The sequence below is a fragment of the Joostella sp. genome, from assembly GCF_048266025.1.
Classification (GTDB): domain Bacteria; phylum Bacteroidota; class Bacteroidia; order Flavobacteriales; family Flavobacteriaceae; genus Galbibacter; species Galbibacter atrarenae.
The window spans coordinates 1-21444 of sequence record NZ_JBLXAF010000004.1 but is presented as its reverse complement, the minus strand read 5'-3'; the positions used below and the strand labels follow the sequence as shown (position 1 = coordinate 21444).

Here is a 21444-nt window from a genome sequence, read left to right as displayed (position 1 = left end):
ATTATTGATTTGGTATCACTACTTGGGTTTGCTCTCCTGTATCTGTATCTAAAATATCTATCACCAATCCGTCTTCAGATGGGTAGATATCTACAGCTAAACCTTCTAATGCATAACTCCCTTCTTCCAAAGCACCATCGCCGAATTGTTCAGAAAATAAATTTCTTGTAATCTGACTTAATAACTGAGAGTTTAAACTCTCTTTAAAAGAGTCTAAACTTGATCCTTGCTCAAAATCTAAAGCATTAGGATCTGTAAAAGAGTTTTGTGCTTGAGCAGAGCTTAACAGCCATTGGTAATTAAAAGTTTCTCCTCCAAAGTTTGGATTTTTAGGAGTATATACAAGACTTTGAGCACTAAGCCCAGTAAAAGCAAGTAGTAATAATAGGTTGATTAGTAACTTCATTATTATAATTATTTAATATCGTGTTGGTCCGACGCTAGCTTGTTCTAGTTTTTGCAAATAACCGTTTAAATATATCATCGCTTGATCTGCTTGAGCTTTTAAAAATTCTAATTTAGGCTGAGCAAAAAACTGATATATTACTACATCTCCAACCATAACCAGAATTCTTGTTGATCTTCCAAAACTTATAGCTTCTTCTATTTTTATAATTTTATTTGTTTTTATATCATTCATATTATATTTCTGATAGAAAAAACCATAAAAATCTTTACCTGCCTTTGTTTTTGTATCTTCTTCAACAATCCCTTCTAAAGTGATACCTTCATTTTTCTTATTAAAAGACTCCTCTTGTTTTTCTTCTTCAAAAGAAAGAACTACTCGTTTTGTGCTTATTGGTTTTCCTTCATTATATATTAAAAGCAATACAATAGTTTCCAAAGAATCATTCTTCTGAATCTGTGTTTCTGCCAACAGTTTATTTTCATATGGTTCGAGGGTAAAGCGACCTTCATCAGTGCTTTTATCTATATGCTGTTGTGCATCTTTAACTATTATAGAAAACTCATAAGTCAGACTGTAATTCGTATTGGTCAAATTTTTTCCTGAAGCTGTTATGAAAACAATCCCCTCCTTTGGCCCTTTAACAATAATTTCTGCCGCTACCTCCTTATTAAAATTTTGAGCTAAGACAGAAAGAAAAGGAAAAAACAATAGGATTATTTTTATAAAATTCTTCAAGAGAAATTTTTATTTATAGTTCTTAACAATTACAGAACGGTCACTTCCAGTCATTTTAATCGTCATATTATCTCCAATACTGTTAGTTCCATATTTTTCTACCAATAAATTATTTCCTTGCTGAACTGTATTCACTTCTGAAATATTACTCGTATTTGTACCTACTTCTTGCAAGAAATTATTATTTCCAGTCTGCGTGACTACTTCTGTTAATTTATCTACAGATTTAAATTGATTCACTTTATTATTTACTCCAGTTTGATATAAAGAATAATTCATATCCTCTGACACGACATTTACATTGGCAGCATTTGCTTGTCCTATTTGTGAGATATAAATACCACTTTCTGAAGCAGTCTTACTGCTAGCTTGCAAATTATTTTTCTGCACTTGATTTGTGGCTACAATGGTTTTATAATCCTCTTTAGTCACCTCTTGAGCTAAACCAATTGAGGTTATAAATCCACAAAAAAATATTAATAATATAAACTTTGTAGCATTCATTACTTTACTTTTTTTAAAGTAGCAAGGGAATTACTCCCTCACTACTTATTTATTTAATTGTGTGTTATTATAATTACAAAGCAATTAGTTGTTTTGAACAACATTAGCATTATTGTTACTACCTAATTGAAATACTCCACTAATTTGACCCATTCCATTTTGTAAAACTGTACTCATATTATTAGACCCCAATTGAGCAACGCCACTAACATTACCTATTCCTCCTTGAATTACAGCACTTGTGTTTGCTGAACCAACTTGCAATACTCCATTAACATTAGCTGTACCAGTCTGACTTACCATGCTAACATTATCTGCACCTACTTGAGCTACTGCATTTATTTGTAGTGCACCATCTTGAGTTACAGCACTAGTATTTGAATCTCCTAATTGGAATATACCGTTTATTTGATTAGCTCCTGTTTGACTAGAAGTACTAGTGTTTTCACCACCTACTTGCACAGCAACGTCAATTTGATTAGATCCAACTTGTGTTACAGTTGCAGCATTTTCATTCCCTGCTTGATAAAGGAAACTTGCAGTCTCATCTCCTGTTTGTGCTACAGTAGCCTTGTTATCATCTCCTATTTGATCTAAATCACTAGAAATATCAGCAGATCCAAACCCAAGAAAAGTATTAACGTTTGCCCCTTTTTGCGTAACAGAAGCATCATTTCTGTTTCCTTCTTGATTTACATCACTAGTTATATCATTACTAACAGTTCCAAATGAAGAATTACTATACTCTTGGTCTACCTCTGCATTGTTACGGTTACCGTTTTGGATTACCGTACTTGTAAGACCTTTTCCGCTATAAAACATTGTCGTTCCACTTTGCTTAACAGAAGCGTTGTTACGACTACCATTTTGAGACACTAAACTTGAAGTATTAAGATTTTCTTGATCTACAGAAGCTTTATTTCGTTCTCCCGATTGTACCACTGTACTATTTAAAGCCCCTCGCCCATCTTGAGTAATATCAGCTTTATTACGAGCACCGTTTTGCGTAACGTCGCTTATAGCTCCTTTTCCTTCTTGAGAAACTGTAGCTTTATTACGAGCACCCTCTTGAGTTACATTACTTTTTAGCATTTCTCCTTCTTGAGTAACTTCAGCCTTATTTAAACTTCCTTTTTGTGCTATTGTACTAAACAATATATTACCATCTTGGGCAACGTTAGCTTTATTACGAGCACCCTCCTGATCTACATCAACAGTATTCTTTCTCCCTTCTTGCTTAACATCAGCTTTGTTACGATCTCCTAGTTGGTCAACAGTAACATAACTTTTACTTGTAGCTATAGTTGCAGTACTATTCTGCTCTACGGTAGCTTTATTATTATCTCCAGTTTGAATTATATCTGACTGTGCATATTTTCCACTTTGCGTAACTGTAGACTTATTACTTGTTCCATTTTGAGTAATTTTTGAAACAGTAAGTTCACCTGCAGTTTGATCTACAACTACGTTGTTTGTATCTCCAGTTTGACTTGATACACTCAAGTTTTCTTGAGCTACACCTACGGACACAGCTAAACCACTCACTAAGAAAAATAGTGTGTTTTTATTTATTTTCATCTTGCTTTTTTTTTTAAAATTAGAAATAAGATTTTAAGAAAAAAGCGAGCATAAATAATAAATAATATGCTCGCTTTAATTTATTTCTAATAAATGACCTATTGATTAATAGTTGCAGAATTACGCATACCTGACTGCACATTCATAATAGTATTATTATCACCATGCTGAGTAGCCATAACCGAGTTAGATACTCCAGATTGAGTTATTAAAGACATGTTTTGACCTCCATCTTGAGATAAGTCACTGTAGTTTCTGTTACCAGATTGAGTAACAGTAGAAGAGTTACCCCATGCATTCTGAACTAAATAACTTTCGTTATAGTTACCAGATTGAGTAGTTACAGCTGTTTCTGAAGCTCCTTTCTGAAGATCATCAGCAGTATTTCCTATTCCACTCTGTGTTTGGGTATTCATATGATTATTCCCTTGTTGCTCAGCAGAAGCTTCGTTACGATTTCCTGATTGAGTCTGATAAACAGTAGAGTTATTAGTTCCATTACCCCACTGAGACTCTTGAGATACAGAAGCTACGTTAGCTATACCATTTTGTCTCTGAGATGAAACATTATTTCCAAATTCAGCCCCATAAGAATAGTCTTGAGTCGAAGTTGCTGAGTTTCTATTTCCAGCTTGGATAACAACTGCCATGTTATCTTTTTCTCCTTGCTCAATTGTAGCTTCATTGTTGTTTCCCATTTGGCTAACACCTGCATAAGCAGTTGTTCCAACTTGATCAATGCCTAGATCGTTACCAATTCCCACTTGAGTAGTCATTGCATAGTTACTACTCGGAGTTTGAGCCATCATTGCAGCTCCGCACATTAGCGCCCCAGCGCATAAAATTACTTTTTTCATAATAGATAGATATTTAAATGGTTAAAAATATTAATAATCTAGAGCGTTCGGGGGACGAACAATAGCATTCTTCTACTTTGGGGCAGTAATTATTGAGTATTTCTCAATAACGATGTAAATGTATGAACAGGAATCTCATCTTGCATTTTAATCTCGATGAATAACAAAATTACTTGCTGAAATGAAGATTTTATTAAACTTTTCGTGTAATCCATATCTTTCACGAAGATTAAAATCTTCCTACAATAGAATTTAATCTATCTAAAAACAGTCAGAAAAGGGTGATTTTACTCCTAAAAGAAAAGAAAAATTGCAATTCCCACGAAAACAATGATTTGAAGCCACTTTAAAACGACTCCAACGTTCTTATGTTTCAGTATATAATCAGACAACTTACCAGATAGAACAGCAATACAAGAAAAAATTATAAAAGAAACTACCATAAAGATCGCTCCTAAAATATAAAACTGCCATATGGAGTTTAAAGTATCGCTAAAAAGAAACCCAGGGAAGAATGCCAAAAAGAAGATAGACACTTTAGGGTTTAATACATTCATAAAGAACCCCTGCTTAAAAAGAGCTTTATATGTTTTTTTGGGGATTTGGGAAGAAGAGATATCAATTTCTGAACTCCCTTTATATACTTTAAATGCCAAGTACAACAGGTAACAGGCTCCAAAAATCTTAAGAACTGTAAATAAAAAAGGTGTTTGTTTAATAAGTGCAGAAACTCCAAAAGCAACTAAAGTAGTATGTACAAGGCAACCTGATATTAATCCGCAAACTGTTACCAATCCACTTTTAACTCCATGAACCATACTTTGTAGAAGTACATATATGTTGTCTGGTCCTGGAGCAATTGCTAATGCCGCTGTAGCAAATACAAACGCTATTAACACTTCCGTATTCAAAATGACTATCTTTTAAGAAGTGCTTTATTTATTCTCTTCACTATAAAAGGACCTTCATAAATAAATCCTGTATACAACTGTACTAAAGACGCTCCTGCTTCCAGTTTTTCCATCGCATCCTCTTCAGAATGAATGCCCCCTACTCCAATAATAGGAAAAGCACCTTTACTTTCTTTAGCTATAAATCTAATAACCTCCGTAGACCTTTTAGTAAGCGGCACACCACTTAATCCTCCAACTTCCTCTTTATTATCCGAAGTTAAACCTTCTCTACTTATAGTTGTGTTTGTAGCAATAACACCTGCTATTTTTGTAGTAATAACAATATCTACAATATCCAATAACTGTTCATTTGTCAAATCTGGTGCTATTTTTAAAAGCACAGGTTTTGCTTTTACTTGCTCATTATTCAATGCTTGCAATGTATTTAAAAGCGCCGTTAAAGGCTCCTTATCTTGCAAAGCCCGCAAATTTGGAGTATTTGGAGAACTTACATTCACTACAAAGTAATCTACATAAGGATATAAAGCCTTAAAGCAATATGTATAATCATCTACAGCTTGTTCATTTGGAGTAACTTTATTTTTCCCTATGTTTCCTCCAATTAAAACACCTTTATTTTTTTTGAGTCGCTCAACAGCCTCTTCAACACCTCCATTATTAAAACCCATTCGGTTAACAATTCCCTTATCATCAATCAAACGGAATAATCGCTCTTTAGGATTTCCAGGTTGTGCCTTTGGAGTTAATGTTCCTATTTCGATATGTCCAAAACCAAAATTTGCTAACTCCTTATAAAGCATAGCATTTTTATCGAAACCTGCAGCAAGTCCTACTGGATTTTTAAACTTTAATCCAAACACCTCGCGTTCCAAACGCTCATCTTCCACAACAAAACACGCACGGATTAATGAAGACACTCCAGGAATTTTATTAACGAATCTTACAGCCCATACAGTAAAATGGTGAACGTCTTCAGGATCGAAAAGAAAAAATAAAGGTCTTATGAGTAGTTTATACATGGTGTGCTAGTTTTTGCAAAAATACTTAAACTTAAAAATTTACCTCTATTTTTTTATGATTTAATTTAAGAAGCCCAAAGCAACATATAATTGCAATTGCTGTTACCCGCGTTTACTACTAAACACCTTACTACTTTCCGTAATAAGATGGGGTAGTACGCTCAATCGGGGCTAGTAACTTTCGCTTGCGTTTCTTAGTTATTTATAATAAGATTATAACCCGCCGCCTACATACATTCCAACTATTATATTATTTTTGATAAAAAACATTCCGATGCAAAATATTATAGACCGCTTTATTAGCTATGTTAAAATAGATACCCAATCTGATCCCAATAGTAATACAACACCTAGTACAGAAAAACAATGGAATCTTGCTAGGAAGCTTGTCGAAGAGCTAGAAGCTATCGGTATGGAAGATGTAACCATAGATGAGAACGCCTATGTAATGGCTACACTTCCTTCTAATATTGATCGTAAAGTTCCTACTATAGGTTTTATATCTCATTTTGATACTTCTCCAGATTTTTCTGGAACTAATGTAAATCCACAGATTATAGAAAATTATGACGGTAATGATATTGTTCTAAATGAAGAACAAAATATTATCCTATCGCCTAATTATTTTGATGACCTAAAGCAATATAAAGGACAAACAATAATCACTACAGACGGTACCACACTCCTAGGTGCAGATGATAAAGCAGGAATTACAGAAATAGTAACTGCTATGGAATACCTTATTAATAATTCTCACATCCACCACGGACCTGTAAGAATTGCTTTTACTCCAGATGAGGAAATCGGTAAAGGCGCGCACAAATTTGATGTTAAGAAATTTGGCGCTCAATGGGCATATACATTAGATGGTTCTCAAATAGGAGAATTGGAATATGAGAATTTCAATGCTGCTGGAGTAAAAATAAAAGTTCAGGGTAAAAGCGTACACCCTGGCTATGCAAAAGGAAAAATGATTAATGCAGTAATGATTGCAAATGAATTTCTTTCATTAATGCCAAAAAAAGAAATGCCTCAATACACAAGCCATAGAGAAGGATTTTTTCATTTCTATGAAATAAAAGGGGATGTAGAGTATACTGAGATAAATGGAATTATAAGAGATCACGACCGTGACAAATTCGATGCCAGAAAAGAACTTCTAGAACGTGTGGTTTTTGATTTATCAGAGCGCTTCGGGGATATTATTTCTTTAGAGATAAAGGATCAGTATTACAACATGAAAGAAAAAATAGAACCTGTAATGCATATCGTAGACATTGCAGAACAGGCCATGATAGATTTAGAGATAAAACCTCTTATAAAACCTATTAGAGGTGGTACCGATGGATCGCAACTTTCTTACATGGGACTTCCGTGTCCTAATATATTTGCTGGCGGACATAATTTCCATGGAAGATATGAATATGTGCCTGTCGAAAGTATGAAAAAAGCAGTTGATGTTATCGTAAAGATTGTAGAACTTACAGCAAAACATTACAATGACAACGAATAATGCTGATGCCTATTTTAACAATAGTAGCTCGTGGAAAGAAGAACTCCTTTCACTCCGTTCCATATTATTGGAGACAGAATTGGAGGAAACAATAAAATGGGGCGTCCCTACTTATACTATTGCTAATAAAAACGTTGTTGGCATCGCAGCTTTTAAGTCTTATGTTGGATTATGGTTTCATAATGGTGCTTTACTAAAAGATGATGCTAGAGTTTTAATAAATGCTCAAGAAGGAAAAACTGTAGCATTAAGGCAATGGCGCTTCATCTCCATAAAAGACATTGATGACAGCAAAAAATTAATTAAAAAATATACAGAGGAGGCTATCACTAACCAAAAGCTAGGTAAAGAAGTTCTTCTTCCGAAGAAGAAAACTATTGTTTCAAAAGTATTTGAAATAGCATTAAAGGAAGATAATAAACTTAATGAAGCTTTTAATACGCTCACAAAAGGTAAGCAGAAAGAATATCATGAGTATATTTCAGAAGCAAAAAGAGATACCACTAAACTTAGTAGACTAGAAAAGGCAACTCCACTTATACTCACAGGTAAAGGATTGTATGATAAATACAAAAAATAGCAACCTATCTACTCCTTGTAAAAAAATAAAAATATATTAAAGATCTAAACGCAATCTAGCATATAAGAAACGACCTCCAATTCCAAATTGTTGAGCCGATCTAGACCAATCAAAACGACCAGAACTTCGGTTATCTTCTTGCGCTCTATCTGGATACACATCAAAAAGATTGTTTGCCCCTACACTCATATTTAAAGAACTTGTAAGTTGATATCCAAAAGAAAGGTCTGTAACAATTTTTGGACTGTAATCATCCTGCTGATCAAGATTATTCGCTGCTTCTGTTACTTCACCAAAGAAAACATTTCTTAAGAAAACAGTATACTTTCCGCTAGATAGTAAATTAGAAAAATTCACTTTTACCCTTGGCACTGCCTTCTCTAAATAGATTCTACTACTTTCAGAGAAATAAGTATCTACTTGTCCGGCGTCTTCTAAAACCTGAGAAGCATGTATATCTCCAACCTGTCTAGTTACCGATACAGCTGCAGAAAGATCATTTTTAAGCTGAATTTTATCATTAAACGAAGCCTTTTGAGTAATTACCAAATCAAATCCTTTGGTTTCTGTATCTATCGCATTCGCAAAAAAGGCAGCTTCCTCCGCATTCGCTTGCGCTAATAAAACATCAATCTCAGATCCCGTTCCAGGCCCTGCAAAACGTCCTGTATAAATTACTCTATCTTCTATCCTAACAAAGAAACCATCCAAAGTAAAGCTAAGATTAGCACTCGGTATTTTTGCCGTAAAACCAGCACTTACACTTTGAGACTCTTCTTCTTTTAATTCTGGAATTCCTAACAACTCTGCTACGCGACTATTATTTGAAAAAGTTCCTACCTCTACAGGGTCTCCATTATCAGCAAAAATAGTAGAAGTACTGTTAAAATTTAATTGATGTAAAGATGGTGCTCTAAAACCTGTACTTGCTGCTCCTCTTAAATTAAAATTATCATTCAACTTATAAAGAGATGAAAGCTTAAAGTTTATTGTGGAACCAAAGTCTGAATAATTTTCAAATCTCGTAGCGAACGTCAATAATAATTTTTCTGTAATATCTGCTTCTAAATCTACATAACCTGCAATACTGCTACGCTCTCTAGAAACTTCATTTTCTGGTCTAAATCCAGGAAACACTTGTGAACCTCCAGGTCTTGAGTTCCCAAAAAAGTCGACCGGTGGTTGCTGATTAATATTTGTAATTACTGCACCATTAACATCATACTGCACATAAGAAGCCTCCTCTCCGGCTATAATATCATATTTTTCGAAACGATATTCCCCTCCAAAAGCCACATTTAGACCTTCAAATACATTGTCATAAAAATGATTAAGATCTAAATTTGTAGTATTCTGAGTAAAAGAAAATCCTCCAGCATCAAATAAACTAGGAGATGCATTTAGCATAGACGTATTAGATGTATTATCGATTTCATACAAAAAAGAGTTCTGCCCCCAAGTATTACTAAAATCAACATTCCATTCATTTACCATTCCTTTTATCCCTACAGAAATTGATTTATCCTTTATTTTAGAGTTTATCTCTGGAAGGAAACCATTGATATAAGCTGGTGTGTATGTTCTACTCTGATTTGGAAGTCTATAGAATCCTGCTGCTCCTCCTGTTCTGGAGCTGATTCCTGCAAAAGAGTACAACTCTGTTCCTTGATCATCTACAGGCAATGAAAAATTGGCGAAAAACCTTCCTCCTCGTAATTCAGATTGACCTACTCTCATATTATAGTCACTACGATTCTGACTTCTAGCGATTAATTCATCCTCTGTTACATTATCTCCTAAAAGACCTTGAAGATCTTCAATAGTAGTCGCGTTTTGTATATTATTCTTCATTTCAGGTGAAAAATAAGACACTTGATCCCCATACTGCTTAATTGCATCTACATCAGTAAAAAGATTAGAGATATCATATCCATCCGCATTAGCAACACGTTCAACAGCATTATAACCATTAAAAATACTCCCCTCAAACTCTTTCATTCTATTATAAGAATCTCTATAGTCAAAATCTCCAGTAAAGTTTATATACCCACCTCGATCTCCTAATCCGATTCCGTAGTTTGCACTTATATTAGTAGTTTCTCCATCAACTCCTCCTTCTTGACCTTGAGCGTGACGAGAAAAATTAGCGCCTGTAGTTGCGTTTATACTCAACTTATTTACACTTGTATTCAAAACAATATTAATAACTCCTGCAATAGCATCAGAACCATATTGCGCAGCTGCACCGTCTCTTAAAACTTCAATTCTCTTTATTGAAGCGGAAGGAATAGCATTCAAATCTGTACCTACACTTCCTCTACCAAAAGAACCATTAATATTTATTAAAGAAGAAGTATGTCTACGCTTACCGTTTATTAAAACCAAGATCTGATCAGGACCTAAGCCTCTTAAAGAAGCAGGATCCACATGATCTGTTCCATCAGCAATTGTCTGTGTATTAGACGTAAATGATGGAGCTACATAATTTAAAATTTGATTTAAATTTACCTGTGGCCCAGTAGAGATAAGCTCTTGTACATCTATAACATCAATTGGAACAGGACTATTAACGGTTGTTCTTGCAGGGTTTCTGCTTCCTACAACAACCACATCGTCTAAGGCTATTCCTGATTGTAATACTACATTCAACTTACCAGAAGATGTAACTTTTCGTTTCATAGTATCGAAACCTACATAAGAGAATACTAATGTCTCTCCCATCTCAACTTCTATTTCATATATTCCATCAAAATCTGTTGTTGTCCCTTTTGACGAATTTTCAACTGCAATAGAAACACCAGCCAAAGGGACTCCTGTCTCATCTTGAACTAATCCTGTAATTAACTCTTGACTCCATGCTGAAGTAATAAAGAGTAATATAAAAGGAAGTATAATTTTTCTCATTTATAGTTATTTTAGATTATATACTGCAAATATATAAGTAATAATACTATTACCCTAGTGATTAACTAGATTAATATAAGAAGTGAAAATCACATGCAACCCCCTTATTACTAATTAAATAAAACAAAAAGAGCCTCGATTCATTAGAATCGAGGCTCTTTTTATATTGTAAAAAATGCCTATTTCTTCTCCTTAACTGGAGCAGCTGGTGCATTTAATTTCTGTGAAAGCTCTAAAGATAATGCAGAACGTTCAAATTTCATTTTACCCGCCATCGTTTCGATAACACATGTATTATCGTTATTAAGGTCTACAATTTTACCGTGTAATCCACTTTTGGTAATTACGCGATCACCTTTTTTTAACTCTTGTGCGAATTTCTTTTCCTGCTTTTGCTTTTTCATACTCGGACGTATCATAAAAAAATACATCACTGCGAAAATCAAAATAAAAGGTGCAAACTGATTTATTGCTTCCATTAAAAAATATTTATTTATGCTTTAGGTTGTGCTGGAGCGTCTTTAGGCTCAACAAATGCTTTTATTCTTAACTGCTCTGTTCCTTTCTCAGTGTTTGCAGTAATTGTTACAGTTTTTGTAACTGCATTTCTACCACTACCGTTATACTTTACTAAGATCTCACCTGTTTCTCCTGGTGCAACTGGAGCTTCTGGTTTCTGAGGAATCGTACATCCACAGCTACTTTTAGCATCTGTAACTACTAAAGGAGCATCTCCTGTATTTTTAAATTTGAAGACTTTCTCTACAGTTTGTCCTTGAGGAATATTCCCGAAGTCAAACTCTGTTTCTTCAAATTGCATTACTGGCAACTGCTTAGCTGCTTCGTCACGTTGTTCTGCTTTCGCTACATTATCAGAATTAACTTTATTAGCTGCATTGTCTTTACAAGATGTAAAGCTGATTGCTGCAATTGTAAGTATTAAAAGTACTTTTTTCATTTTAAAAGATTTTAATATGTTATTAAGTGGTTATTTAATTTGAGAATTTCATGAAACTCCACGAAATCAACCTCAAAAATACTAATATTTTTTTTACATCAAACCTCTCCCCGACTTATTTAACGAATCGTTGGCTTGATATTCTTTAACTAAATTATCTAAAATCCCGTTTATAAAAATACTACTCTTTGGAGTACTATATTCTTTAGCTATCTCTAGATACTCGTTAATAGTTACTTTAACTGGAATGGATGGGAATTTAAGAAATTCGCAAATAGCCATTTTTAATAAAATAGCATCTAATTCTGCTATCCTATCTGTATCCCAGTTTGGAGTCTTCCCTTCTATTTCTTGCTCAATTTTTTCATCATTTAAAATTGTCTTTTTAAATAAAAGACTAGCAAATTGTTTATCATCTGCATCTTTAAACAATGGAGGATGGAAATAATCTTCAGGAGAATTAGGTTTTAATTTCTTAAACATTTTCACCAAAAGAGTATTTACCATTGGCAAATCATCAATCCAAGTAAGTTTTTTATCTTCGATATATTCATAGAGTTTTTCATTTGGAGCAATTACCTTTTGAAACAATTCTAAGATCACTTTTTTGTCATCTACAAAATCGGTATTATCATTTGCTATATACTCCTTATAGATATCACTCTTAAGAATTTCTCTATAAATAATCTTAACATACTCATCATCTAAATCCCAACTTATACGACGATTGTCTAGTTTTTCTTCTAAAACAGGATCGTTCGCTAATTTTAGTAAGATTGAATTTTCAATAAATTTCCTGTTCGGATTTTTTTCCTCCTTTGTAGCGAGGTATTTTTTTTGAGAAAGTGTAAGCTGTTGCTCAGCCATTTTTTGAGTCTCTACCAATAGACTTAAGAGTGTTAAGTACAGATTGTACATATTCTCCATACTATTTGATAAAAACTTTTCTTCGGTAACTAAATCAGTGTTTTGAGATTGTACAAATGCATAAATAGATTGCATTACCTTCACCCTGATGTGTCTTCTTGTTAACATGCTTAAAGAACTTACTTGCCTATATTAAATTATGAGGGCGAAAGAATCACTCTTTCGCCCTGCAAAAATAATATTATTTTAGAAACCCTCTTATTTTTTCTGCGCTAATTTTCTGTTATCAATTCTATTTTGCGCAATATTAAGTGCAGCTTCATGTGTTGTACAATTATTTGTGTCTGCATGATTAAAAATATCTAATGTAGTCTTATAGATATTTTCAGTTTTTCTTAGAATTTCCTTTTTATCATAACCTTCTAATTCTGCATAAACATTTATAATACCTCCGGCATTAATTAAAAAGTCTGGCGCATAAGCAATCCCTCTTTCTTTTAATATTGCTCCGTGTATTTTTTCATCTGCAAGCTGATTATTTGCTGCTCCAGCAATAACCTTCGCATTTATAGCATTTACAGTAGCATCGTTTATCGTTGCACCTAATGCACAAGGAGCATAGATGTCTATTTCTTGATTAAAAATATCTTTACCAGCAATAATCGTTGCTTTATATTTTTTTGATAGCTCTAAAAGTCTTGCTTCATTAATATCTGAAATATACAATTGAGCACCCTCATTATATAAATGATCTACCAAAGTTTCTCCAACGTGACCTATACCTTGAACCAAAACTTTTTTCCCTTCTAGATTATCATCTCCAAATTGGTAATGCGCAGCTGCTTTCATTCCCATAAAAACTCCGTATGCAGTAATTGGTGAAGGATTTCCTGCTCCTCCTTTTTCTTCTGAAATCCCAGTAACATAAGGAGTAACTTCACGAACAGTATCCATATCTGCCGTTTCCATACCTACATCTTCCGCAGTAATATACTTTCCGCTTAAAGAATTTACAAACTCTCCGAAGCGTCTCATTAATGCAGGATTCTTCTGAGTTTTAGCATCTCCAATAATAACTGCTTTACCACCTCCAAGATTTAATCCTGTAATAGCAGACTTGTAAGTCATTCCACGAGAAAGACGTAAAACATCATTTAAAGCTTCCCACTCGTTCTCATAATTCCACATTCTAGTTCCTCCCAACGCAGGCCCTAAAACTGTATTATGTATTCCTATTATTGCTTTTAATCCTGTATCTTTGTCCTGACAGAAAACAATCTGCTCATGATCATTAAATGAAAGTTGACCAAATACTGGATCAACTTTTTTAAGTTCTGTAGGAGCTATAATTTCTGAAACCATATTATTCTATTTTGTTTGCTTTAGATTTTAATATTGTTAATTTATCGTAGCAAAAATAAGAATATTTCAATATAAAAGCTAAAACAAGTCCTTAAATTGAGGATTTATTAAAAAAATTGATTTTAGAGAAAAGTAATGAAGGAACTAAGATATATTAACAAATTCTTTAAGAAATATAAGTGGAAATTGATTGTTGGCGTTTTAATTACGATTCTCGCTACAGTTTTTAAATTAGTTTTACCAGAATATGTTGAGCAATCTGTGAATGTTGTAGAGGAATATATATTAAATGAAGCCTCTGATCTTTCTGAAGTTAAAGCTAAACTTCTTAATTATATTTTAATCATAATTGGCTCTGCTACACTATCTGCTTTGTTCACTTTTTTAATGAGACAAACGATCGTTAATATTTCTCGATACATAGAGTTTGACCTTAAGAATGAAGTTTATGAACAATATCAACGACTTTCTATTAACTTTTACAAGAAAAATAGAACTGGAGATTTAATGAATCGTATCAGTGAAGATGTCGGACAAGTGAGAATGTATGCAGGTCCTGCTATTTTATACAGCATCCAAACTGTAACGCTCTTTTTATGTGTGATCCCACTTATGTTTTACACAGCACCAAAATTAGCCGCATACACGTTAATTCCGCTCCCTATTCTATCTGTTCTTATATACAATATTAGCAAGGTTATACATAAACGCAGTACTGCGGTACAACAATACCTTTCTAAATTATCTACTTTTACACAAGAATCGTTTTCTGGAATATCTGTTATAAAAGCCTACGGAATAGAACCTAGGATTGGCGCAGATGTAGATGCACTAGCAAAAGAAGGAAAGGATACCAATATGGCACTAGCTAAAGTGAATGCATGGTTTTTTCCTTTGATGTTATTACTGATTGGAATAAGTAATATTTTTGTTATTTATGTTGGTGGGATTCAATATATAAATGGTGAAATTGCCACTACAGGAGTTATTTTAAAATTCATCATATATGTAAACATGCTTACTTGGCCAGTTGCTACAGTAGGATGGGTAACCTCTATAGTTCAGCGCGCAGAAGCTTCCCAGAAAAGAATAAACGAGTTTTTAGAACTTGAACCAGAGATTAAAAATACAAATGAAGGTCATTCAGAAATAAAAGGGAAAATCGAATTTAAAGACGTTACTTTTACTTATGACGATACCAACATTACAGCTTTAAAGAATATTTCATTCACTATTAATCAAGGTGAAACATTGGCAGTTATCGGAAAAACAGGATCTGGAAAATCTACAATATTAGATCTAATAGGGAGACTTTACGATACTTCTTTAGGAAAAATATTAATTGACGATACTCCTATTGAAGAATTAAATCTAACAGATCTTAGAAATACGATTGGAGCTGTACCCCAAGACGCATTCTTATTTTCTGATTCTATTGGAAACAATATAAAATTTGGACATAAAACTGCCACACAAGAAGAAATAGAAACCGCAGCAAAACAAGCTGCTGTTCATCAAAATATTATTGAGTTCACCAAAAAGTACGATACGGTTCTTGGAGAAAGAGGTCTAACACTTAGTGGAGGACAAAAACAGAGGGTTTCTATTGCTAGAGCTTTAATCAAAAAACCTCAAATTTATCTGTTTGACGATTGCTTATCTGCCGTTGATACGGAAACTGAAGAGCAAATTTTAAACAATTTAAAGAACGTTTCTGAAAAAAGTACTACAATTATCGTAAGTCACCGTATATCTTCAGCTAAAAATGCAGATAAAATTATTGTGCTAGAAGACGGGGAAATACTAGAGCAAGGAACTCATAATCAACTACTAAGCGAGAAAGGATATTACCACGAATTATACCAAAATCAAATATCAGAAAAAGAAAACTAGTGAATTTGTTGTTTCATTTCATTTTTTTTCACATTTTTGATTTTGTTAACAAATATAAAAGTATTTAGAGGAATTATGAGCGATAAAGGTTTTGTAGAGAAAGATGAGATATTCTCTAAAGTGTTGAGAGCTGGAAGAAGAACTTATTTCTTCGATGTAAGAGGGACAAAAGCTGGCGATTATTATTTAACAATCACAGAGAGTAAAAAATTTACCCATGACGACGGGTCTTACCACTACAAAAAACACAAGATTTATCTTTACAAAGAAGATTTTGCTGCTTTTAAAGAGAATTTAGAAGAGATGATTGACTTTGTAATCAATGAAAAAGGTGAAGAAGTAATTTCTGAACGTCATCAAAAAGACTTCAAGAAAGATGTGTACGGAGAAGATGAAAGTGTAGAAGTTGGTGAAGAAGTAACAACAGAAAAGTTTACAGATATTAGTTTCGACGATATATAAAGCTAAAGAACATTAAAAAAGCCGCTATTAAAAATAGTGGCTTTTTTACTTTCTAACCTATCCTTAATCCATTTTCTATTTTAAAATCTGGACTTAATAAAGTTACATCGTTCTCTTCTCCTACTGCACCTACAACTAAACATTCACTCATAAAGTTTGCTATTTGTTTCTTAGGAAAATTAACAACTGCAATTACTTGTCTATTTAATAAGTCTTGCTTTTTATACCTTTTTGTAATTTGGGCTGACGTTTTTCTAACTCCAATTTTAGCACCAAAATCGATTATTAATTTATACGCAGGAATCCGTGCCTCTGGAAAATCGTGCACCTCAAGAATAGTTCCGACACGCATTTCCACTTTTTGGAAATCACTCCAACTTAATTCTGACATTTATTATTAAACTATTTTAAGTTTCTCAATCATCTCTTTGGATATATTACCAGCATATGCTCCATAGGCATCAACTAGCAATCCTTTATCCCCTTTAGAAGTTTCTATCACATAAAGTACAGAACTATCTCCAGGATTTGTCTCTCCTTCAAAACGATAATATTTAACTACCTCGAGCGCTGTTGCATCGTGCACTTCCTTTTTTGACTTATTCTCTATTCCAGCATCACATAAATTAAAATCTTCTGTATAACCTTCTTTATTTAAAGCTTTAATTGCTACTGATAAACTTTTGTATGATTTTTCCATTTTTGGTTTATTTATTTTTAGGTTGATTAAAAGTTACAAACAAGGAAACAAGTCACCAAAAAATTAAAGAATATTTATGATTTGAAAACCTTTTTTAAAACTAGTAGCTCAACTCTTTTTTAAACCAATTTCTTATTTGTATTTTACAAAAAACAGAAACAAATAATTATGGCAAGAACAGAAAGTAATATGTTACCACTAGGAACAAAAGCACCTAATTTTAATCTCCTTGACACCGTTTCGGGGAAGAAACTAAAATTGAGTGATGTATATGGTGATAAAGGTACCGTAGTGATGTTTATCTGCAATCATTGCCCATACGTACAACATTTAAACAAAGAAATTGCTAAACTAGCTAACGATTATAGCGATAGTGATATAGGTTTTGTTGCAATATCCAGTAATGATGTTGAAAAATATCCTGAAGACGGACCTGATAAAATGAAAATTAATGCAGAAGAAAACGGCTATACATTTCCTTATTTATACGACGAGACTCAAGAAGTTGCAAAAGCATATGATGCTGCCTGCACTCCTGATTTCTACGTTTTTGATGCTAGCTTAGAATTAGTTTACCGCGGGCAATTTGATGATTCTAGACCCGGGAATAGTCTTCCAATATCAGGAAGAGATATTAGGAGCGCCATTGATGCTGCCACGATGGGAAAAACAACATACAAAAAACAACAGCCAAGCATGGGCTGCAACATCAAATGGAAAGAATAATTATGCCTATCTTTAATAACAATCTTTGATTTGTTTTCAAATTAATCTTTAACATTATTTTATAATGCGTGTTATCGGATTGAATCATTAATCTAGTAAATTTGTAGAGTATTAATTAAATCAGAATTAAAATGGCAACACTACGATTAGGAGATAAAGCACCAAATTTTACGGCGCAAACTTCAGAAGGAGAAATTGATTTTTATGAATATTTAGGAGATAGTTGGGGAATTTTATTCTCTCATCCTGCAGACTACACCCCTGTTTGTACAACAGAATTGGGTACTGTAGCTAAATATAAAGACGAATTTGCAAAAAGAAACACAAAGGCTATTGCCTTGAGTGTAGATGGAGTAACATCCCATAAAGGATGGATTGAAGACATTAATGAGACGCAAAATACAAAGGTAAATTTCCCTATTATAGCAGATGAAGATCGTAAAATATCTGAATTATATGATATGATTCACCCAAATGCAGATGCTACCCTTACCGTACGTTCTGTATATATAATTGCGCCAGATAAATCTATCAAGTTAATGATTACGTATCCAGCTTCTACTGGAAGGAATTTTGAAGAACTTCTAAGAGTTATAGATTCGTTACAGCTTACAGCATATCATAAAGTAGCAACGCCAGCAAACTGGAAACACGGAGAAGATGTTGTTATCAGTCCTGCCGTTTCTAACGAAGATGCAAAAAATATATTCACCAAAGGTTTTAAAGAAGTTAAACCGTATTTACGTTTAACACCGCAACCTAACTTGGATTAGATATAATTGATCATAAAAAAGAGCAGTTAAAAAACTGCTCTTTTTTTATACCCAATCCTCACGGATGGTTAGTTCTTCTATATGAGCATAATGATGCTCACAATGCCAAGCATATACACCTATTAATTCTTTCAATGTAGTTTCTTTATTATTTTCAGGATGTATCAATTTTCGCTGTAATTGGTCCTCAGAAAGATGCTTTAATAAGTAGGCCCAACGTTTATGAAGCCCTTCCAATAAGTATAATGACATTTCTATATCTCCATCAAGAGAATCTCCTAAATCAGCCCATCGATCTTCATAATAAGCTTTAATAATTGGCTTATCTTCTGTTAGAGCCCATTTAAACCTTATATAACTATTCATATGACTATCGGCTAAATGATGTATCAACTGTCTTACCGTCCAACCTTCAGGACGATATTGTGTATCTAACTGGCCATCGTCAAAATCTTCCACTAAAGATTCTAATTTTTCAGGAAAGAACTCTATCGTCTTAATCCATTTCTTTACATCTTCTTCAGCAATAATAGACGGAGATTCATACACTCCTATAGGATATTGCAAGCTTTTAGGTTCTTTTATTGTCATGTTCAAATATAAAAAATCCTGTTACACGTATGTATAACAGGATCTTAAAAAGTATATTATTATGATAGAAGTTACCTTAACTCTTTCTTTCAAAAAGATTCTTAATGTTTAAGCCAAAAACCTTAATTTTCTATAAAAAGTTAACACGAAAATACTATCCTATATTTACTAATTCTACATCAAAAATCAATGTTGCGTTAGGTGGAATAACTCCTCCTGCACCTCTAGAACCATACCCTAAATGAGCAGGAATTACAAAACGTGCTTTATCTCCTACTTGTAACAAAGAAATCCCTTCATCCCAACCAGCTATTACTTGACCAGCTCCTAATGTAAAATCGATAGGCTGGTTTCTTTGGTATGATGAATCGAATACTTGTCCGTTTTCTAACTGTCCTTTATAATGTACAGAAACTGTTTTACCCTTTTCTGCTTTTGGACCATTACCCTTTTGGATAAGCTTATAACGCAAACCACTTTCTGTCTTATCAAAACCAGCAGCAAGCTTCTCTAAAGCTTTTTCAGCATTTGCCTTCTCTTCTGCTAATCTTTTCTCACGAGCACCCTCAAAAGTCCTAAAAGCTTCAACAGCGTTCCAATTTTCTGCCTCTTCTCCTACTCTTACTATTTCTAGACTCTCAATTTTATCACCTTGAGCAATTGCATCTACAACATCTTGTCCGTTTTCAACAAAACCAAATACGGTATGCTTATCGTCTAGCCAAGGAGTCTCTACATGCGTAATAAAAAACTGAGTTCCGTTTGTACCAGGACCAGCATTAGCCATAGAAAGGACTCCAGGTCTATTATGTCTTAAAGAAGCGTCAAACTCATCATCAAATTTATAACCTCCATCTCCAGTTCCAGTTCCTAAAGGACAACCACCCTGAATCATAAAATCATTTATAACTCTATGAAAAGAAATCCCATCATAATATGGCGTCCCTTGAGGCTTCACACTATTTTCCATATTTCCTTCTGCTAAAGCAACGAAATTACCTACTGTTCCAGGAGTTTTATCATGAGTTAATTTAACAAGGATCTCTCCTTTTGAAGTATTAAACTTCGCATAGATACCATTTTCCATATGTACTCTGTATTTAATGTTTAAAGTAGTATTTTATTATTATGAAATTATATGTTCTTTTAAAAATGCCCTAAATTAATATTCTTTGAGCAATCAAAAAATATTAATTTGAATCAATCTTTCTAAAAAAGGTGTATGTAGGTTTTAAATATAACAAAAAACGCTCCACAAGATAGTGGAGCGTCAATATATTGTATAACTAAGAACTACTTATTAAAGAGCACTAACTCTTTTCGTTAATCCTGACTTTAAGTTTCCAGCTTTATTAGCATGGATAATGTTTCTCTTAGCTAATCTATCGATCATACTAATTACAGATGGCAATAAAGTCTCTGCATCTTTCTTATCTTCTGTACTACGTAATTTTTTGATTGCGTTACGTACAGTTTTATGTTGATATTTATTTCTTAAACGAACTGATTCGTTTCTTCTAATTCTTTTTAATGCAGACTTATGATTTGCCATCTTTTCTTAATTTTTACTAACAGTAGAAATTCTCTCCTGCGCCTTGTTATACTATTATAGTAGTCCGTAGGGGAATCGAACCCCTGTTACCAGGATGAAAACCTGGCGTCCTAACCCCTAGACGAACGGACCAATTGCTCTTTCGAGCTACGGATATTACATCCGTATATTTTAATGAACTTAATCTTTTGTAGTCCGTAGGGGAATCGAACCCCTGTTACCAGGATGAAAACCTGGCGTCCTAACCCCTAGACGAACGGACCATTATTTCCTTTATTGCGGATGCAAAAATACAACTATTTTTAAATCATGCAACACTTAGAAAAGTTTTTTTTTATTTTTTTTTATCTCCATTACTTTTTTACAATTCTAAACACTGATCTTCTGTTTAATTGATGTTCTTCTTTAGAACAACGTACTCCATTACTACAACCATTTAAAAGTTGTGACTCTCCATATCCTATTGCACTCTGGATACGATCTTTAGCTATTCCTCGTGAGTATAAGTGATCTCTTGTTGACTTTGCTCTTCTATCAGATAGTTGTC

General features: G+C 33.5%; 24 protein-coding genes and 2 tRNA genes. 6 read left to right on the top strand and 20 right to left on the bottom strand.

Going from position 1 to position 21444, the window contains the following annotated elements; genetic code table 11:
* Position 1: 1 nt before the first annotated feature.
* From ACN0TY_RS08895 to ACN0TY_RS08865, 7 genes are all read right to left on the bottom strand, one after another.
* A complete protein-coding gene (locus ACN0TY_RS08895; RefSeq protein ID WP_417444212.1) occupies positions 2-406 on the bottom strand; it encodes a curli production assembly/transport component CsgF in 405 nt (134 codons plus the stop codon).
* A gap of 12 nt (positions 407-418) precedes the next feature.
* The gene (locus ACN0TY_RS08890) at positions 419-1144 is read right to left on the bottom strand and encodes a CsgE family curli-type amyloid fiber assembly protein (RefSeq protein ID WP_417444211.1); all 726 of its coding nucleotides are present in this window, start codon (positions 1142-1144) and stop codon (positions 419-421) included.
* Between the two features lie 9 nt (positions 1145-1153).
* Positions 1154-1648, bottom strand: a complete 495-nt coding sequence (locus tag ACN0TY_RS08885) for a hypothetical protein (RefSeq protein WP_417444210.1) — start codon at positions 1646-1648, stop codon at positions 1154-1156.
* 84 nt (positions 1649-1732) lie between these two features.
* The gene (locus ACN0TY_RS08880; protein WP_417444209.1) at positions 1733-3226 is read right to left on the bottom strand and encodes a hypothetical protein; all 1494 of its coding nucleotides are present in this window, start codon (positions 3224-3226) and stop codon (positions 1733-1735) included.
* A gap of 98 nt (positions 3227-3324) precedes the next feature.
* Positions 3325-4083 carry a hypothetical protein gene (locus ACN0TY_RS08875; RefSeq protein ID WP_417444208.1) on the bottom strand — a complete coding sequence of 253 codons (759 nt, stop codon included), beginning with the start codon at positions 4081-4083 and terminating at the stop codon, positions 3325-3327.
* 293 nt (positions 4084-4376) lie between these two features.
* Positions 4377-4994 carry a LysE family translocator gene (locus ACN0TY_RS08870; protein WP_417444207.1) on the bottom strand — a complete coding sequence of 206 codons (618 nt, stop codon included), beginning with the start codon at positions 4992-4994 and terminating at the stop codon, positions 4377-4379.
* A gap of 5 nt (positions 4995-4999) precedes the next feature.
* The gene (locus ACN0TY_RS08865) at positions 5000-6016 is read right to left on the bottom strand and encodes a quinone-dependent dihydroorotate dehydrogenase (RefSeq protein WP_417444206.1); all 1017 of its coding nucleotides are present in this window, start codon (positions 6014-6016) and stop codon (positions 5000-5002) included.
* A gap of 274 nt (positions 6017-6290) precedes the next feature.
* Here ACN0TY_RS08865 and pepT point away from each other — a divergent pair, with 274 nt between their 5' ends.
* Together pepT and ACN0TY_RS08855 are read left to right on the top strand one after the other, a co-directional pair.
* On the top strand, positions 6291-7529 hold the full coding sequence (gene pepT, locus ACN0TY_RS08860; RefSeq protein WP_236958925.1) for a peptidase T: 1239 nt from the start codon (positions 6291-6293) through the stop codon (positions 7527-7529).
* The gene (locus ACN0TY_RS08855) at positions 7516-8109 is read left to right on the top strand and encodes a YdeI/OmpD-associated family protein (protein WP_417444205.1); all 594 of its coding nucleotides are present in this window, start codon (positions 7516-7518) and stop codon (positions 8107-8109) included. The genes pepT and ACN0TY_RS08855 overlap by 14 nt, the downstream gene beginning before the upstream one ends.
* Before the next feature lie 36 nt (positions 8110-8145).
* Here the strand turns inward: ACN0TY_RS08855 and ACN0TY_RS08850 are convergent, their stop codons facing one another.
* The 5 genes from ACN0TY_RS08850 to ACN0TY_RS08830 form a co-directional block, all read right to left on the bottom strand.
* Positions 8146-11013: a TonB-dependent receptor gene (locus ACN0TY_RS08850; protein WP_417444204.1), complete on the bottom strand. Its 2868-nt coding sequence runs from the start codon at positions 11011-11013 to the stop codon at positions 8146-8148.
* A gap of 179 nt (positions 11014-11192) precedes the next feature.
* A complete protein-coding gene (yajC, locus tag ACN0TY_RS08845) occupies positions 11193-11492 on the bottom strand; it encodes a preprotein translocase subunit YajC (RefSeq protein WP_236958928.1) in 300 nt (99 codons plus the stop codon).
* Between the two features lie 14 nt (positions 11493-11506).
* Positions 11507-11971, bottom strand: coding sequence for a DUF1573 domain-containing protein (locus ACN0TY_RS08840; protein WP_417444203.1), 465 nt, complete (start codon positions 11969-11971; stop codon positions 11507-11509).
* Positions 11972-12064: 93 nt separating this feature from the next.
* On the bottom strand, positions 12065-13006 hold the full coding sequence (nusB, locus tag ACN0TY_RS08835) for a transcription antitermination factor NusB (RefSeq protein ID WP_417444202.1): 942 nt from the start codon (positions 13004-13006) through the stop codon (positions 12065-12067).
* A gap of 90 nt (positions 13007-13096) precedes the next feature.
* Positions 13097-14200, bottom strand: coding sequence for a Glu/Leu/Phe/Val family dehydrogenase (locus tag ACN0TY_RS08830; protein WP_417444201.1), 1104 nt, complete (start codon positions 14198-14200; stop codon positions 13097-13099).
* Between the two features lie 135 nt (positions 14201-14335).
* On the opposite strand from ACN0TY_RS08830, the gene ACN0TY_RS08825 reads away from it, so the two are divergent.
* Together ACN0TY_RS08825 and ACN0TY_RS08820 are read left to right on the top strand one after the other, a co-directional pair.
* The gene (locus tag ACN0TY_RS08825) at positions 14336-16093 is read left to right on the top strand and encodes an ABC transporter ATP-binding protein (protein WP_417444200.1); all 1758 of its coding nucleotides are present in this window, start codon (positions 14336-14338) and stop codon (positions 16091-16093) included.
* Between the two features lie 75 nt (positions 16094-16168).
* Complete coding sequence (locus ACN0TY_RS08820) at positions 16169-16555, top strand: PUR family DNA/RNA-binding protein (protein ID WP_236958933.1); 387 nt, start codon at positions 16169-16171, stop codon at positions 16553-16555.
* Positions 16556-16607: 52 nt separating this feature from the next.
* Here the strand turns inward: ACN0TY_RS08820 and ACN0TY_RS08815 are convergent, their stop codons facing one another.
* Together ACN0TY_RS08815 and ACN0TY_RS08810 are read right to left on the bottom strand one after the other, a co-directional pair.
* Entirely contained in the window at positions 16608-16946 is a 339-nt protein-coding gene (locus ACN0TY_RS08815) for a tRNA-binding protein (RefSeq protein WP_417444199.1), read from the bottom strand.
* A 6-nt stretch (positions 16947-16952) separates the two neighbouring features.
* On the bottom strand, positions 16953-17255 hold the full coding sequence (locus tag ACN0TY_RS08810; RefSeq protein WP_417444198.1) for a phosphoribosylpyrophosphate synthetase: 303 nt from the start codon (positions 17253-17255) through the stop codon (positions 16953-16955).
* Positions 17256-17423: 168 nt separating this feature from the next.
* On the opposite strand from ACN0TY_RS08810, the gene ACN0TY_RS08805 reads away from it, so the two are divergent.
* Positions 17424-17981: a thioredoxin family protein gene (locus ACN0TY_RS08805; RefSeq protein ID WP_236958936.1), complete on the top strand. Its 558-nt coding sequence runs from the start codon at positions 17424-17426 to the stop codon at positions 17979-17981.
* A 131-nt stretch (positions 17982-18112) separates the two neighbouring features.
* The gene (locus ACN0TY_RS08800) at positions 18113-18754 is read left to right on the top strand and encodes a peroxiredoxin (RefSeq protein WP_417444197.1); all 642 of its coding nucleotides are present in this window, start codon (positions 18113-18115) and stop codon (positions 18752-18754) included.
* Positions 18755-18799: 45 nt separating this feature from the next.
* On the opposite strand, the gene ACN0TY_RS08795 is transcribed toward ACN0TY_RS08800, so the two are convergent.
* The 6 genes from ACN0TY_RS08795 to ACN0TY_RS08770 all read right to left on the bottom strand — a co-directional run.
* The gene (locus tag ACN0TY_RS08795; RefSeq protein WP_417444196.1) at positions 18800-19345 is read right to left on the bottom strand and encodes a YfiT family bacillithiol transferase; all 546 of its coding nucleotides are present in this window, start codon (positions 19343-19345) and stop codon (positions 18800-18802) included.
* Positions 19346-19499: 154 nt separating this feature from the next.
* Positions 19500-20432: a peptidylprolyl isomerase gene (locus ACN0TY_RS08790; protein WP_417444195.1), complete on the bottom strand. Its 933-nt coding sequence runs from the start codon at positions 20430-20432 to the stop codon at positions 19500-19502.
* Between the two features lie 213 nt (positions 20433-20645).
* The gene (rpsT, locus tag ACN0TY_RS08785) at positions 20646-20897 is read right to left on the bottom strand and encodes a 30S ribosomal protein S20 (RefSeq protein WP_417444194.1); all 252 of its coding nucleotides are present in this window, start codon (positions 20895-20897) and stop codon (positions 20646-20648) included.
* A 60-nt stretch (positions 20898-20957) separates the two neighbouring features.
* Positions 20958-21029, bottom strand: a tRNA-Glu gene (locus tag ACN0TY_RS08780).
* A 59-nt stretch (positions 21030-21088) separates the two neighbouring features.
* Positions 21089-21160, bottom strand: a tRNA-Glu gene (locus ACN0TY_RS08775).
* A gap of 90 nt (positions 21161-21250) precedes the next feature.
* Positions 21251-21444: OmpA family protein (locus ACN0TY_RS08770; protein WP_417444193.1), on the bottom strand; the 194-nt coding region annotated here is incomplete at its 5' end.

What these genes read in the sequence shown, in the direction of transcription:
- ACN0TY_RS08895 (WP_417444212.1), bottom strand. Translation starts at nt 406, where the DNA reads ATGAAGTTACTAATCAACCTATTATTACTACTTGCTTTTACTGGGCTT.
- ACN0TY_RS08885 (WP_417444210.1), bottom strand. Translation starts at nt 1,648, where the DNA reads ATGAATGCTACAAAGTTTATATTATTAATATTTTTTTGTGGATTTATA.
- ACN0TY_RS08880 (WP_417444209.1), bottom strand. Translation starts at nt 3,226, where the DNA reads ATGAAAATAAATAAAAACACACTATTTTTCTTAGTGAGTGGTTTAGCT.
- ACN0TY_RS08875 (WP_417444208.1), bottom strand. Translation starts at nt 4,083, where the DNA reads ATGAAAAAAGTAATTTTATGCGCTGGGGCGCTAATGTGCGGAGCTGCA.
- ACN0TY_RS08865 (WP_417444206.1), bottom strand. Translation starts at nt 6,016, where the DNA reads ATGTATAAACTACTCATAAGACCTTTATTTTTTCTTTTCGATCCTGAA.
- pepT (WP_236958925.1), top strand. Translation starts at nt 6,291, where the DNA reads ATGCAAAATATTATAGACCGCTTTATTAGCTATGTTAAAATAGATACC.
- ACN0TY_RS08855 (WP_417444205.1), top strand. Translation starts at nt 7,516, where the DNA reads ATGACAACGAATAATGCTGATGCCTATTTTAACAATAGTAGCTCGTGG.
- ACN0TY_RS08850 (WP_417444204.1), bottom strand. Translation starts at nt 11,013, where the DNA reads ATGAGAAAAATTATACTTCCTTTTATATTACTCTTTATTACTTCAGCA.
- yajC (WP_236958928.1), bottom strand. Translation starts at nt 11,492, where the DNA reads ATGGAAGCAATAAATCAGTTTGCACCTTTTATTTTGATTTTCGCAGTG.
- ACN0TY_RS08840 (WP_417444203.1), bottom strand. Translation starts at nt 11,971, where the DNA reads ATGAAAAAAGTACTTTTAATACTTACAATTGCAGCAATCAGCTTTACA.
- nusB (WP_417444202.1), bottom strand. Translation starts at nt 13,006, where the DNA reads ATGTTAACAAGAAGACACATCAGGGTGAAGGTAATGCAATCTATTTAT.
- ACN0TY_RS08830 (WP_417444201.1), bottom strand. Translation starts at nt 14,200, where the DNA reads ATGGTTTCAGAAATTATAGCTCCTACAGAACTTAAAAAAGTTGATCCA.
- ACN0TY_RS08825 (WP_417444200.1), top strand. Translation starts at nt 14,336, where the DNA reads ATGAAGGAACTAAGATATATTAACAAATTCTTTAAGAAATATAAGTGG.
- ACN0TY_RS08820 (WP_236958933.1), top strand. Translation starts at nt 16,169, where the DNA reads ATGAGCGATAAAGGTTTTGTAGAGAAAGATGAGATATTCTCTAAAGTG.
- ACN0TY_RS08815 (WP_417444199.1), bottom strand. Translation starts at nt 16,946, where the DNA reads ATGTCAGAATTAAGTTGGAGTGATTTCCAAAAAGTGGAAATGCGTGTC.
- ACN0TY_RS08810 (WP_417444198.1), bottom strand. Translation starts at nt 17,255, where the DNA reads ATGGAAAAATCATACAAAAGTTTATCAGTAGCAATTAAAGCTTTAAAT.
- ACN0TY_RS08805 (WP_236958936.1), top strand. Translation starts at nt 17,424, where the DNA reads ATGGCAAGAACAGAAAGTAATATGTTACCACTAGGAACAAAAGCACCT.
- ACN0TY_RS08800 (WP_417444197.1), top strand. Translation starts at nt 18,113, where the DNA reads ATGGCAACACTACGATTAGGAGATAAAGCACCAAATTTTACGGCGCAA.
- ACN0TY_RS08795 (WP_417444196.1), bottom strand. Translation starts at nt 19,345, where the DNA reads ATGACAATAAAAGAACCTAAAAGCTTGCAATATCCTATAGGAGTGTAT.
- ACN0TY_RS08790 (WP_417444195.1), bottom strand. Translation starts at nt 20,432, where the DNA reads ATGGAAAATGGTATCTATGCGAAGTTTAATACTTCAAAAGGAGAGATC.
- rpsT (WP_417444194.1), bottom strand. Translation starts at nt 20,897, where the DNA reads ATGGCAAATCATAAGTCTGCATTAAAAAGAATTAGAAGAAACGAATCA.